This is a genomic window from Nonomuraea cavernae, assembly GCF_040655715.1.
In the GTDB taxonomy this organism is placed as follows: domain Bacteria; phylum Actinomycetota; class Actinomycetes; order Streptosporangiales; family Streptosporangiaceae; genus Nonomuraea; species Nonomuraea cavernae_A.
Window position 1 is genome coordinate 185,590 of the sequence record NZ_JBFAKL010000005.1, and the last position, 12,502, is coordinate 198,091.

At 68.9% G+C, this 12,502-nt stretch carries 14 protein-coding genes; 3 read left to right on the forward strand and 11 right to left on the reverse strand.

Annotated elements, in window-relative coordinates; translation table 11 throughout:
- Nucleotides 1-6: 6 nt before the first annotated feature.
- The 10 genes from AB0I38_RS09480 to AB0I38_RS09525 all read right to left on the reverse strand — a co-directional run bounded on the left by AB0I38_RS09480 (nucleotide 7) and on the right by AB0I38_RS09525 (nucleotide 9,742).
- A complete protein-coding gene (locus tag AB0I38_RS09480; RefSeq protein WP_358464651.1) occupies nucleotides 7-1,326 on the reverse strand; it encodes a PhoH family protein in 1,320 nt (439 codons plus the stop codon).
- A gap of 209 nt (nucleotides 1,327-1,535) precedes the next feature.
- Nucleotides 1,536-2,297, reverse strand: coding sequence for an isoprenyl transferase (locus tag AB0I38_RS09485; RefSeq protein ID WP_358464654.1), 762 nt, complete (start codon nucleotides 2,295-2,297; stop codon nucleotides 1,536-1,538).
- A gap of 63 nt (nucleotides 2,298-2,360) precedes the next feature.
- Nucleotides 2,361-2,933: a hypothetical protein gene (locus AB0I38_RS09490; RefSeq protein WP_358464656.1), complete on the reverse strand. Its 573-nt coding sequence runs from the start codon at nucleotides 2,931-2,933 to the stop codon at nucleotides 2,361-2,363.
- 24 nt (nucleotides 2,934-2,957) lie between these two features.
- On the reverse strand, nucleotides 2,958-3,785 hold the full coding sequence (locus tag AB0I38_RS09495; protein ID WP_358464659.1) for an amidohydrolase family protein: 828 nt from the start codon (nucleotides 3,783-3,785) through the stop codon (nucleotides 2,958-2,960).
- A 27-nt stretch (nucleotides 3,786-3,812) separates the two neighbouring features.
- A complete protein-coding gene (locus tag AB0I38_RS09500) occupies nucleotides 3,813-4,700 on the reverse strand; it encodes a DUF7064 domain-containing protein (RefSeq protein ID WP_358464662.1) in 888 nt (295 codons plus the stop codon).
- A gap of 101 nt (nucleotides 4,701-4,801) precedes the next feature.
- Nucleotides 4,802-6,631, reverse strand: coding sequence for a phosphoenolpyruvate carboxykinase (GTP) (locus tag AB0I38_RS09505; protein WP_358464665.1), 1,830 nt, complete (start codon nucleotides 6,629-6,631; stop codon nucleotides 4,802-4,804).
- A gap of 249 nt (nucleotides 6,632-6,880) precedes the next feature.
- Complete coding sequence (locus AB0I38_RS09510; RefSeq protein ID WP_358464668.1) at nucleotides 6,881-7,402, reverse strand: hypothetical protein; 522 nt, start codon at nucleotides 7,400-7,402, stop codon at nucleotides 6,881-6,883.
- 69 nt (nucleotides 7,403-7,471) lie between these two features.
- Nucleotides 7,472-8,581 (reverse strand): C40 family peptidase, encoded by a 1,110-nt coding sequence (locus AB0I38_RS09515; RefSeq protein WP_358464671.1) that lies wholly within the window; start codon nucleotides 8,579-8,581, stop codon nucleotides 7,472-7,474.
- Nucleotides 8,582-8,715: 134 nt separating this feature from the next.
- Nucleotides 8,716-9,216 (reverse strand): transcription elongation factor GreA, encoded by a 501-nt coding sequence (gene greA / locus AB0I38_RS09520; protein ID WP_189124139.1) that lies wholly within the window; start codon nucleotides 9,214-9,216, stop codon nucleotides 8,716-8,718.
- A 106-nt stretch (nucleotides 9,217-9,322) separates the two neighbouring features.
- Nucleotides 9,323-9,742, reverse strand: coding sequence for a DUF4307 domain-containing protein (locus tag AB0I38_RS09525; protein WP_358464675.1), 420 nt, complete (start codon nucleotides 9,740-9,742; stop codon nucleotides 9,323-9,325).
- A gap of 135 nt (nucleotides 9,743-9,877) precedes the next feature.
- On the opposite strand from AB0I38_RS09525, the gene mca reads away from it, so the two are divergent.
- The 3 genes from mca to AB0I38_RS09540 are packed head-to-tail and all read left to right on the forward strand — an operon-like array spanning nucleotide 9,878 to nucleotide 11,255.
- The gene (gene mca, locus AB0I38_RS09530) at nucleotides 9,878-10,762 is read left to right on the forward strand and encodes a mycothiol conjugate amidase Mca (protein WP_358464678.1); all 885 of its coding nucleotides are present in this window, start codon (nucleotides 9,878-9,880) and stop codon (nucleotides 10,760-10,762) included.
- A 34-nt stretch (nucleotides 10,763-10,796) separates the two neighbouring features.
- Complete coding sequence (locus tag AB0I38_RS09535) at nucleotides 10,797-10,961, forward strand: hypothetical protein (protein ID WP_358464681.1); 165 nt, start codon at nucleotides 10,797-10,799, stop codon at nucleotides 10,959-10,961.
- Nucleotides 10,962-11,255, forward strand: coding sequence for a GNAT family N-acetyltransferase (locus AB0I38_RS09540; RefSeq protein WP_358464684.1), 294 nt, complete (start codon nucleotides 10,962-10,964; stop codon nucleotides 11,253-11,255).
- Here the strand turns inward: AB0I38_RS09540 and AB0I38_RS09545 are convergent.
- A complete protein-coding gene (locus tag AB0I38_RS09545; protein WP_358464687.1) occupies nucleotides 11,241-12,407 on the reverse strand; it encodes a hypothetical protein in 1,167 nt (388 codons plus the stop codon). The two genes, AB0I38_RS09540 and AB0I38_RS09545, sit on opposite strands and share 15 nt — an antisense overlap.
- Nucleotides 12,408-12,502 lie beyond the last annotated feature (95 nt).

Below are 12,502 nucleotides of genomic sequence, written 5' to 3' on the forward strand. Positions count from 1 at the left end.
CATGATCTAGAGCGTGATGTCCTCCAGCATCTCGGTCACCAGTGCCGCGATCGGCGACCGCTCGGACCTGGTCAGCGTGACGTGCGCGAACAGCGGATGGCCCTTGAGCTTCTCCACCACCGCGACCACGCCGTCGTGCCGGCCGACCCGGAGGTTGTCGCGCTGGGCGATGTCGTGGGTGAGCACCACCCGCGAGTTGGCGCCGATCCGGCTGAGCACGGTGAGCAGCACGCCGCGCTCCAGCGACTGGGCCTCGTCCACGATCACGAACGCGTCGTGCAGCGAGCGGCCCCGGATGTGCGTGAGCGGCAGCACCTCCAGCATGCCCCGGTCGAGCACCTCCTCGATCACCTCGGGTGAGGTGATGGCGCCCAGCGTGTCGTAGACGGCCTGCCCCCACGGGCCCATCTTCTCGCCCTCGGTGCCCGGCAGGTAGCCGAGCTCCTGACCGCCCACGGCGTAGATCGGCCGGAAGACGATCACCTTGCGGTGCTGGCGGCGCTCCAGCACGGCCTCCAGGCCCGCGCAGAGCGCCAGCGCCGACTTGCCGGTGCCGGCCCGGCCGCCGAGCGAGACGATGCCGATCTCAGGGTCCATCAGCAGGTCGAGCGCGATGCGCTGCTCGGCGGAGCGGCCGTGCAGGCCGAACACCTCGCGGTCGCCGCGCACCAGCCGTACCGACTTGTCGGGCAGCACCCGGCCGAGCGCGGACCCCTTGGACGACAGCAGCCGCAGGCCGGTGTGCGTGGGCAGCTCGCGAGCCTCCTCCACCTCGGCGGTGCCCTGGTCGAAGAGCGTCTCGACGTCCTCGGTCGTCACCTGGATCTCGGCCATGCCGGTCCACCCGGATTCGACGACCAGCTCGGCGCGGTATTCCTCGGCCGCCAGGCCGATCGAGGCCGCCTTGACCCGCATGGGCAGGTCCTTGGAGACCAGGACGACGTCGCAACCCTCGGCGGCCAGTGAGCGGGCCACGGTCAGGATGCGGGTGTCGTTGTCGCCCAGGCGGAACCCGACGGGCAGGATGGATGGGTCGCTGTGGTTGAGCTCGACCCTGATCGTGCCATCCCCTGTCGGCATCGGCTCGTCCAGCCTGCCGTACTGCACGCGCAGGTCGTCGAGATAGCGCAGGGCCTTCCGCGCGAAGTAACCGAGTTCGGGATGGTGCCGCTTTCCCTCCAACTCCGTGATCACCACGATCGGGAGGACGACCTCATGCTCGGCGAAGCGGGTCATCGCCGCCGGGTCGGCGAGCAGGACCGAGGTGTCCAGAACGTAGGTGCGCTTGGCGGGCTGGGTCGAAGGGTTGCTCGAGGACACTGCCACACGTTCTCCCCCGGGCGCCCAAGAGGACGGGCGCCCTGCAGACGAGGTGGGATTCGGACCGGGCCCGGGATCTCCGGCCGTGACCGGCCGGTGGTGCCGGGGTGCCGGCCCCTTCGGCAGTGTCCTGGCGCAAAGGCGGGCCCCCTCCGTAGCGTCCGACCTGCGGTCGAACACTTACAACGTTACGTGCATCATACCCAGATGTCCGGTTATGAACCGTAACGTCGATGTCTCGCAGCGTAATCGCGCAGCGCCCGCAGGAAGTCCACCCTGCGGAAGTCGGGCCAGTAGGCCTCGTGGAAGTAGAACTCGGAATGAGCGCTCTGCCAGAGCATGAAGCCCGACAGGCGCTGCTCGCCCGAGGTCCGGATGAGGAGGTCCGGATCGGGTTGGCCGCGAGTGTAAAGATGCTCCGCGATGTGCTCGACATCGAGTACCTCGACGAGGTCCTCGATGCTGGCACCCTTGCTGGCATGCTCCTGGAGGAGTGAGCGCACCGCATCGGCAATCTCACGTCTTCCTCCATACCCAACTGCAACGTTCACAATCAGGCCCGGACGGTGTGATGTAACTTCTTTTGCATTTTTCAGGACATTGGCAGTTCTGTCCGGCAGCAGGTCGAGCGCCCCCACCGGACTTATCCGCCAGCCCGCGTCCACCAGCTCCTGCGTCACGTCCTCGATGATGCGCAGGAGCGGCTCCAGTTCCTCGCGGGGCCGGTTGAGGTTGTCGTTGGACAGCATCCAGACCGTGACGACCTCGACTCCGCTCTCGTGGCACCAGCTGAGCAGCTCGGAGATCTTGTCGGCCCCCTTGCGGTGACCGCTGGCCACGTCGCGCATGCCCATGGCACGCGCCCAGCGGCGGTTGCCGTCGATGATGACCCCGACATGCCGGGGCACGCTGTCCTTGGACAGCTTGCTCTCCAAGCGGCGCTCATACACCCGGTAGACCAGGTCGCGCAGGCCCACGGAGTCCTCCCCAGCGGTGCTGTGCCTCGGGTCGAATGACCTAACAGGCAATTATCACCGGGTTTAGCCCCTGCCCGCCCCCTCAATGGGATTCCTGCCGAGATCTTCGACCGGATTGCGGGCCAGGTTGCGGCCACCCAGACAGCCCTCCGCCTCGTCGACCAGCCCCCGTACGAACGACGCCAGCTCCGCCGAGGTGAGCACCGCCCGCATGCCCACGCCGCCCGCGCCCCACGCCTCGACGAAGGCCCGGCGCGTCAGCCGCCACCTGCCAGGACGCTCCCGCCCGGGCACCCACATCGGGATCGTCCGCAGCTGGCAGCGCAGCTCACCACCGCCGACGGTGCCCGACCGGGTGCGATAGCGGAACGAGAACAGCTCACTGTCGGGCGCCTCGTCGGGGAACCTGTCGTCGGGGTCGGACCAGCGCCGCGCCTCTCCGCGCCCCTGACGCGCCTCGTCGACGCCGCGCGCCACCCGCGCGAGCACCCACCCGCACCTCTCACCCACCGTTCCGTACGGCGTGCCGTCGCGACGGAGCTCCAGAGTGATCTCGTACGGGGCGCCGACGCTGTCCGTGCACGCGACGGGCGTGACGGTCAGGAAAGATCCGTCGACGCAACGAAGTCCGCCCACGTCACAAGGGTTTCCCCCCGAAAGTCAGCTAAACCCGTAGAAACGCGCTGCGGTGCCGCCGAGGACGAGGTCCCGGTCCGTGCCGCTGAGCAGGGCGGACGTGACCCGCCAGACGGTCTGGTAGTCGGCCGCGAGCAGCGCGACGGGCCAGTCGCTGCCGGCCATCAGGCGTTCGGGCCCGAACGTCTCGACCGCGTAGTCGACGTAGGGCCGCAGATCCTCCACGGTCCAGTTGGCGTGGTCGGCCTCGGTGACGAGCCCCGACACCTTGGCGTACACGTTGGGGCAGGCGGCGGCGCGGGCCAGCCCGGAGGCCCACGGCTCCCACACGTGGTCCTTGATCGACGGCTTCGACAGGTGGTCGATGACGATCCTCAGGGTGGGATGGCGCTCGGCGATGGTGACCACGTGGTCGAGGTGGCGGGGCAGCAGCGAGACGACGTCGAAGGTCAGGCCCGCCTCCGCGAGCAGCCCGAGCGACTCCAGCACGGTGTCCTGGACCACCCAGTCGGGGTCGGGCTCGTCGTGGATGAGATGACGGACCCCCGAGAAGCGCGGATGTCCGCGGTAGCGCTCCAGGGCCTCGCCGGTCTCGTCAGGACGTGTCAGCGGCACCCAGCCGACGACCCCGGCGATGAAGTCGTGCGCGTCGGCCAGGGCCAGCATGGAGTCGGTCTCCTGGTAGGAGTCGGCCGCCTGCACCAGCACCGTGGCCTCGACCCCGGCCGCCGCGAGCTCGGGCGCCAGATCCTCGGGGCGGTAGGTCCGGTAGAGCACTCCGGCCTCAGGGGTCAGCCAAGGGTAGGAGCCGGTCTCAAGGTTCCAGAAGTGCTGGTGCGCGTCCACGATCATGCAGCGAACCTAGGATGTCCTGCCACGTCAGAGCAAGGGACCCCATCCGTGCTCGCGCCAGCCCGGCGGCTGGTGCCACTCGGTCCAGCCATGGCCCACCCGTCCGTCGTCGGTCACGAACCGGCACATCGACCTGGAGAACCGGGCGAGCGTCCCGTCGGGTGAGATCAGCTCCACAGGGGCATCGGCCAGCGGCTCGACGGTCGTTCCCAGGCCGGGGAAGGCCAGCCGGGCGGCGCTCGGCCGGTCGCCCGCGAACTCGGTGGCCGCGGAGAAACCCTCCACGTGCTCGACCTGCCCGTCCGGCGGCACGGTGAACGCGGGCCAGGGCAGCGCGACTCCGACGTTGGCCTGCATGCCGTGCAGGTACGTCCCGTCCTCCAGCCGGCCGCTGCTCCACAGCCAGGAGACCGACCACCAGTCGCGCACGCCCCAGCTGTGGTCACGCTGTCCGTGGCCGTCGAAGGGGCGGCCGCCGACGGTGCCGCTCACCCGGCACGGGATCTCGTAGCGCGAGGTGAGCCCGTAGCCGTAGACACCGCCGGCGGTCCGCCACTCCAGGTCGAGGTGGAGGTCGTCGGCGGCGAGCGTGAGACGGACCGCCTCCATGGGCTCGACGGTCCGCTGGGTGGCGGTGTAGCCGTCGCCGCTGACGTCCAGGTCGGCGCCGGTCGGGAGCTTGACGTCGTGGTCGACGATCATGCGCTGCCGGCCGTCCGCACCGGCCAGACAGGCCCAGTACCAGGCCCGGCCCCAATTCGGGTAGAGGCCGAGCCGGACGTAGCCGCCCAGCTCGCCGTCCTCGGAGACGAAATCGAGGTAGTAGGACTCGTTCCACAGGAGATCGGGCCCCGGCTGGTGCGGCCCCTCGTCCCCCGGCCCGAGTGCCCCGCCGCCCATGTCGACGATCCGCATCCCGCCTCCTGTCCAAGCGCTTGTTTGGGTACACCGTACCCTGGCCGGACGGAACGGGATCCGCCGGTACGGCCCGGTGCGCCGAGCCGTACCGGGCCGGGTCAGGACAAGCGGTCGAGCAGGGCGTTGTACTCGTCCCACAGCTCCTTGGGCAGGTGGGAGCCGAACGTCGCGAAGTGGTCCGGGATCAGCGCCGCCTCCTCGCGCCACACCTCGCGGTCGACGGAGAGCAGCGTGCGCAGGTCCTCCTCGGGCAGGTCGAGGCCCTCGGTGTCGAGCGCGTCGGGCAGCAGCCCGATCGGCGTGGGCACGGCCTTGGCCTCGCCGTTGAGGCGCTCCACGATCCACTTGAGCACGCGGCTGTTCTCGCCGAAGCCCGGCCAGATGTAGCGGCCGTCGGCGCTCTTGCGGAACCAGTTGACGTAGTAGACGCGCGGCAGCCGGGCACCCTCACGACGGCCGATCTTCAGCCAGTGGGCGAAGTAGTCGCCCATGTTGTAGCCGCAGAACGGCAGCATCGCGAACGGGTCGTGGCGCAGCTCGCCCACCTTGCCCTCGGCGGCGGCGGTCTTCTCGGAGGCGACGTTGGCTCCGAGAAAGACGCCGTGCTCCCAGCTCAGCGACTCGGTCACGAGCGGCACCGCGGTGGCGCGGCGACCGCCGAACAGGATCGCCGAGATGGGCACGCCCGTGGGGTCCTGCCACTCGGGTGCGATCGTCGGGCATTGCGACGCCGGCGTGGTGAACCGGGCGTTCGGGTGGGCCGCGGGCTCATCGCCGCCGGGCGTCCAGGAACGGCCCTTCCAATCGGTGAGGTGCGCGGGGACCTCGTCGGTGAGGCCCTCCCACCACACGTCGCCGTCGTCGGTGAGGGCGACGTTGGTGAAGATGCTGTTGCCCCAGAGCGTCTTGACCGCGTTGGCGTTGGTGGTCTGGCCGGTGCCCGGCGCGACGCCGAAGAAGCCGGCCTCCGGGTTGATGGCGTAGAGCCGGCCGTCGTCGCCGAACCTCATCCAGGCGATGTCGTCGCCCACGGTCTCGACCTTCCAGCCGGGGATGGTCGGCTGGAGCATGGCGAGGTTGGTCTTGCCGCACGCGCTGGGGAAGGCCGCGGCGATGTAACGCGTCTCCCCGGACGGCGGCGTGAGCTTGAGGATGAGCATGTGCTCGGCCAGCCAGCCCTCGTCGCGGGCCATGGTGCTGGCGATGCGCAGCGCGTAGCACTTCTTGCCCAGCAGCGCGTTGCCGCCGTAGCCGGACCCGTAGGACCAGATCTCGCGGGTCTCCGGGAAGTGGCTGATGTACTTGGTGGAGCTGCACGGCCACGGGACGTCGTCCTGCCCGTCTCCGAGCGGCGCGCCGACGCTGTGCACGCAGCGCACGAAGTCCTGCTCGTGGTCGCTCTGTCCGGCCTTTCGCGCCGCTCCGCGCTCCTCGATCAGGCGCAGCGCCCGCTCCCCCATGCGGGTCATGATCCGCATGGACACCGCGACGTAGGCGGAGTCGGTGATCTCCACTCCGAGCTGCGAGATCTCGCCGCCCAGCGGGCCCATGGAGAACGGCACGACGTACATCGTGCGGCCGCGCATGCAGCCCTTGAAGAGCTTGCCGAACGTGTCGCGCATCTCCGCGGGCGGGATCCAGTTGTTGGTCGGGCCCGCGTCCTCCTCCCGCTCGGAGCAGATGAAGGTACGGTCCTCGACCCGGGCCACGTCGCTCGGGTCGGACTTGGCGTAGAAGCTGTTGGGCCGCTTCGCCAGGCGCGTCATGGTGCCCTGCTCGACGAGCAGGTTGGTCAGGCGCGTCCACTCCTCCTCCGAGCCGTCACACCATTCGATCCGGTCGGGTTGGGTCAGGGCGGCTATGTCGCTCACCCACGCGACCAATTCGCTATTGCTGGTCGGGGCTGGTACTTCCACGGAAAGGGACACGGCTCCGGCTCCTCCACACTTCTCAGGGCCCAGCCATCATTAACGACGAGGCCGCGCGAAAGCCAATTGGCATAGACCTGTTCGCACGAGCTCCGTCGCAGGCAGCGGCCTTGACGATTGGGGGAGCCTACCCAGGCGGAAGCGTTTTAAAAGAATTCGTCAGAGCAGTGGTTTAGGCCAATCTACTTGGTCTAAACCAATGTGCGGAGAGGTATAAACCAATGCCCGGACGATTCGCGCTGCGTGCCCTCAGGATTGGACGTCCGGCCCGGTGGAGCGAACTCGATCGACATGCTGCAGGGCGTCGCGCAATTCGGCCAGCCAGGTGTCGGTGTTCTTGCCCACCAGCCGCACGCACCAGGCCAGCGCGTCGCTGCGGCTGCGGGCCACCCCGGCGGCCACGAGCGTGTCGAGGACCTGCCGTTCGGGCTGGCGCAACCGGGTCATCACCGGCACCGACAGTGTGGTGAACATCACGACCTGGTCGCCGCAGACGACGCCCCACGACACCTTCTGCCGGAACCTGCGCTCGGCCTCCTTGGCGATCTCGATCCGGCGCTCGCGGGTCTCCTCCCGGAACCTTCTGATCAGCCCGTCGACGAGGGCGGCCCGCTCGGCCTCGGGCAGGTCGCCGGCCGGCTCGGGCAGCGTGCCGAACACCGCGATCTCCTCGCGGTCTCTGACGATCTCCGGCGGCCCGGTGAACCAGCCCTCAGGCAGTCGCCCGGTGAACCAGCCTCGGAGCTGTGCGGTGATCTCCTCGCTTTCCATGTAATCAGAATTACACGGTTGCGCGGGAAAAGCACGTACGGCACCCGGACAGGTACAGGAGTCTTACGGTTACCTGACCCCGGCCGCCACGGCAGGGCTCACCCGCACCACACCGGCCAGGTTGCGCGTGTTGACCGGCACGAGCTTGACCACGTCACCGGTGCGCGGCGCGTGCAGCATCTTGCCGTTGCCCCAGAAGATCGCCACGTGCGAGATGTAGGCGGGGTTGGTCGGGTCGTTGCGCCAGAAGAGCAGGTCACCGGGCTGCGCCTGCGAGAGCGGCACCTGCGGCCCCGTCACCCACTGCTGGTGCGTCACCCGGGGCATCCGTACACCGGCCTGCTTGTAGGCCCACTGCACCAGGCCCGAGCAGTCGAACGTGTCGGGCCCCTCGGCTCCCCACACGTAGGGCCGGCCCAGCTTGGAGACCGCCGCCCGCAGCGCCACCGTCACCTGCTCGCCCGACAGGAACGAGCCCGCGGCCCAGGCGCGCGGCTGGGTCTGGGCGGGGGGCAGCACCGGGTTGACCATGGCCACCTGGGAGCCCTTGGGCAGCAGCTTCAGCAGGCTCGTGCGCAGCTTGGCCGAGTCGGTCTTCGGGGCGCTGACGATCAGCGCGTTGTCCTTCGGCAGGCCGAGCGAGCGGCCCGTGTCACGGGAGACCACCGCGTCGACCGCGCCGAAACCGGTCGTGGCGTAGGCGCCGATGCGCAGCGGCCCGGCGGGGCCGGACACCCGGCTGTGCAGCGCGAGGCCGCCGTCGCTGCCGAGCACGAACGAGACCGCGACGTCGCCCGCCGCCACGTTGTTCCACAGGGGGTCGGAGGAGGCCGTCACCTTGGGGGTGTAGGACCGGAAGGTCGAGGGGTTGACGGCGAGCGTCTGGACGCGCTTGCCGTCGAGCGTGATCGAGGCGGCGTCGGCCAGCTCCAGAGCCCGCACACCGCGTAACCGCGCCACCCGTTTCAGCATCGCCGTGGTGAACGGCTTGCGGGTCACCACGAACAGGTGGGGCTTGCGCAGCGTGCCCAGCGGCTTGACCGGCTGCCTGGTCTTGACCTCGGCCACCGGCGTCTGCCGGGAATCCGGCCGGGTGCGCACCGCCTCGGTCACCTCTCGCCGGCCGGGCTGCACGAGTAACAGCAGGTCGGCGGTCAGCACCGCGACCAGCGTGACCACGATGAACGGAACCAGCCGCCGGTGGTCACGCCGCTTGCGGGAACGGACGAGAAAGCTCAGGTCGTGGCGAATGCCGGAACCACGCGAAAAATCCGCCGGGCCAGCGTGGGCCCGGCGGTCGGTGTCATCGGGTGTCAGTTGCCGATGTACGGCACAGCCTCGAGGATCTCGACTGTGTTCTGACGGCCGTTGGGCATGCTGTAGGTCGCCTTCTCACCGATCTTCTTGCCGTTGATCGCCGCCCCGAGGGGAGACTTGGGCGAGTATACGTCGATCGGTGCTCCGCTCTCCTCGCGGGAGGCGAGCAGGAAGGTCACCTCGTCGTCGTCACCGACGAACCGGATCGTCACGGTCATGCCGGGCCCGACGACGCCTTCGGCCTTGGGCGCCTCTCCTACCTGGGCGTTGTCGATGATCTGCCGGAGGTGGAAGATGCGGGCCTCCATCTTGCCCTGCTCGTCCTTGGCCGCGTGATAGCCGCCGTTCTCCTTCAGGTCACCTTCCTCGCGGGCGGCCTCGATCTTCTTGGCGATGTCGACGCGCCCGGGGCCCGAAAGATACTCGTACTCCGCCTTCAGGCGGTCGTACGCCTCTTGCGTCAGCCATGTGACGTTCTCATCGCGAGAGTCGGCCACGGGTTCTCCTTGCTGCCTAGGGGGCCCTGGATCACTTGAGGTTGCGTGCGGTTTAATTGCGAAAGGCTAACAAGTCAGCCGCACGAACGCTTCCCCAAACGTCTCATCATACGAGATTGCAGTACTGGATGTGGACGGAAGTCGCCCGCACGCTGGTGCTGACGCGCTCCTTGAGACGTTCAGTACCCTCACCGGCCGGAATTTTTACCTCTTTGCTGCCCACTTCCGCGTGGTTGACGTCCAGCGCCCTGATCCGGCAGACCGCGGCACGCTCGGTCGGCTTGCTGACGTCGAAGGTGATCTCGGCCTGGTTGGGGCCTTCCACGGTGAACGTCACGACCTGTGAGCCCGCGCCGGTGCTGCTGCCGGTCATCGACCACATCACGTAGCCCCATCCACCTGCGATGATGGCCACCAGCACGCCGATCACGACGTGCACGACGAGACGACCACCTCGCTTGGGACGGTCCGGGTAGTCGTCGGGTGTGCCGAGAACGGGCCCGTTCTCGACATCTCTGGTGGCCATGGCGGAATCTCCCTGCACTCCCTCAGCGTTATCCGAGACAATTGTCGCCCGCGGGGGTCACGCCCTCGCGACCGCCCAGCAGAAACTAGCCTGTCTGGGCTAGTGATAGGTCCTGACAGAGGAGACATCGAGCCCGTGAGCGCACCGCTGAGGCTGATGGCCGTCCACGCGCACCCCGACGACGAGTCGAGCAAGGGCGCCGCGACGATGGCACGTTACGTCCGCGAGGGCGTGGAGGTGCTGGTCTGCACACTGACAGGCGGTGAGCGCGGGTCCGTGCTCAACCCCAAGATGGACCGGCCCGAGGTCGTGGCCAACATCGGCGAGGTCCGCCGGGCCGAGATGGACCGCGCGCGCGAGATCCTGGGCGTCCGGCAGAGGTTCATGGGCTTCGTGGACTCGGGGCTGCCGGAGAGCGACGACGAGGAGCTGCCCGAGGGCTGCTTCGCGCTGCAGACACTGGAGGTCGCCTCGGCGCCGCTGGTGGCCGCGGTGCGTGAGTTCAGGCCGCACGTCGTCATGACGTACGACGACGACGGCGGCTATCCCCACCCCGACCACATCATGACCAACAGGGTGTCGGTGGAGGCGTTCGAGGCGGCCGGCGACCCCGACCGCTACCCGGGCACCGGCGACCCGTGGCAGCCACTGAAGCTCTACTACCAGATGGGCTTCACCAAGGAGCGGTTCGAGGCGCTGCACGAGGCGATGACCGCCCGCGGCATGGGTTCCCCCTACTCCGACTGGATCTCCCGATGGGAGGATCGTCCGGCCAAGTGGCCGGTGACCACCCGGGTGCCGTGCGGCGACTACTTCGAGATCCGCGACGAGGCGCTGCTGGCCCACGCCACCCAGGTCGACCCCGACGGCTTCTGGTTCGTCTGCCCGCGCGATCTGCAGCAGGAGATCTGGCCGACCGAGGACTTCCATCTGGCGCGCTCACTGGTCGACACCGGGCTGCCCGAGGACGACTTGTTCGCCGGCATCCACGCCGACGAGGTCTCGGCCGCCTGCCACTGACCCGACCACGACCCCTTGGTGGCAGACTGAAGGGGTGACAGTTCTAGCAGCTGGTGATGTCAGTCCGGGCCTGCTCGGCTTCACCGTCGTCGCCCTCATCGCGGTGGCCCTGTACTTCCTGATCAAGTCGATGAACAAGCAGATGTCGAGGATCAAGGTTCCCCACGGGGCCGACGAAGACGACACGAAAGCCGAATAGATGCCGATCGAAGTAGTCGACAACTCAGCGCAAAGCCGGTTCGAGATTCTCGTGGACGGCAAGGTCGCCGGGTTCGCCGATTATCTCCTGCTGCCCACCAAGATTGTTTTCACCCACACCGAGGTGCAGTCCGAGTACGAAGGACAGGGCCTGGCGAGCAAGCTGATCAAGCACGCGCTCGACGTGAGCCGCGACACCGGCCTCACCGTGGTGCCGCAGTGCCCCTACGTCACGCGGCTCATCGAGCGCAACCCCGAGTACAAAGACCTGCTCGATCCCTCAGTCGCGGGGTGACCAGGCGCGTTCCAGCGCCTTCGGCAGCCCCCACCAGCCGAGCGGGGTCAGCACGTCGTCCTGGTCGACGACGCCGAGATAGCCCCAGAGCGTCACCACCGGCGTGAAGAGGCTCTCGGTCGCGGCCAGGTCGTCGATGTCCTGCCCCGCAAGGTCCTGCTCCTCGATGTCGATGTCCTCCGACTCGGCGATGAGCCGGGCGATCCGCTCGGGCGAGGCGAGCACTCCTGGCCCGAGCCTGGCCAGGGCGGTCACCGCGGCCAGCCAGTCGGCGTGCTGGATGGCGCAGAGGTGGGCCAGCACGGTGTCCTCGTGCCGCGGCTCGCCTTCGAGATCGGTCCACTCCTCCAGCGTGTCGTCCTCCTCCGGCAGGTCGGACATCGGCCCGGCGATGCCGGCCGCCACGGCGAGCCAGAGCGCGCGGTCGTCGTCGGGCATCGGGCTTTCCTCGAACGCCGCGCAGGCCCGCAGCACGTTGGCCGGATAGCCGGGCAGGCTCAGCAGCGCCCGCAGGCGCGCGCCCGCCCGGTCCAGCTCCGCGACGGGCGGTTCGGGCGGCTTGGGCAGCTCCTCCATGATCCGCCGCAGCTCCTCCAGGGCCAGCGCCTCCTCTTCGTCCCAGGCGGCGAACAACTCCTCGTCCTGCTCGTCGTTGACCGCGAACCCGGGCACCCGGCCGTCGGGCAGCGGCCCGCCCAGCCACTCCTCCTGCATCTCCTCGTACGCCCGCCGGGCCGCCTGGTCGCCGCGGGCCAGCGCGTCGGGGTCGATCTCGCCGGCCTGGACGCGCGCCTCCAGGTAGTGGACGAGCTTGGCGAACATCTCGGTCGACACCGGGCCGCGCTCGTCCTCCTCGGGCCAGACGAAGTAGCTGGGCGTCATGAGGATCGGCTCGGTGCCGGTCGACTCGATCCAGCGCTGCACGTCACCGACCGTGGCCGCGCCCGACTCGATCGAGTTGAGGATCGTCCTGGCCGACTCCCAGAACACCACGGACAGCGGGTTGCCCGCGGCCATCATCGCGCGCCGCAGCTCGGGCAACGCCACCAGCGCCACCCCGGACGGCACGTCGAGCAGGGCCCGCGCCACGTCTCTCCTGGTGAGGTCGGAGGCGCGCCGGCCCGCGTGCGTGCAGACGAAGTTCAGGTCCACTCTCCGTAACCTACGCCTCCGTGCCCCCTCCCCCAACACCCGCCAAGCGGGCGAGGCGCGCCCCGTCAGTCCCGCAGGCGCGTCGGTGAGGCGGT

Excerpts from the sequence above, each read along its gene's own strand:
- AB0I38_RS09495 (WP_358464659.1), bottom strand. The coding sequence starts at position 3,785 with ATGATCGTGGACGCGCACCAGCACTTCTGGAACCTTGAGACCGGCTCC.
- AB0I38_RS09500 (WP_358464662.1), bottom strand. The coding sequence starts at position 4,700 with ATGCGGATCGTCGACATGGGCGGCGGGGCACTCGGGCCGGGGGACGAG.
- AB0I38_RS09510 (WP_358464668.1), bottom strand. The coding sequence starts at position 7,402 with ATGGAAAGCGAGGAGATCACCGCACAGCTCCGAGGCTGGTTCACCGGG.
- AB0I38_RS09525 (WP_358464675.1), bottom strand. The coding sequence starts at position 9,742 with ATGGCCACCAGAGATGTCGAGAACGGGCCCGTTCTCGGCACACCCGAC.
- AB0I38_RS09540 (WP_358464684.1), top strand. The coding sequence starts at position 10,962 with ATGCCGATCGAAGTAGTCGACAACTCAGCGCAAAGCCGGTTCGAGATT.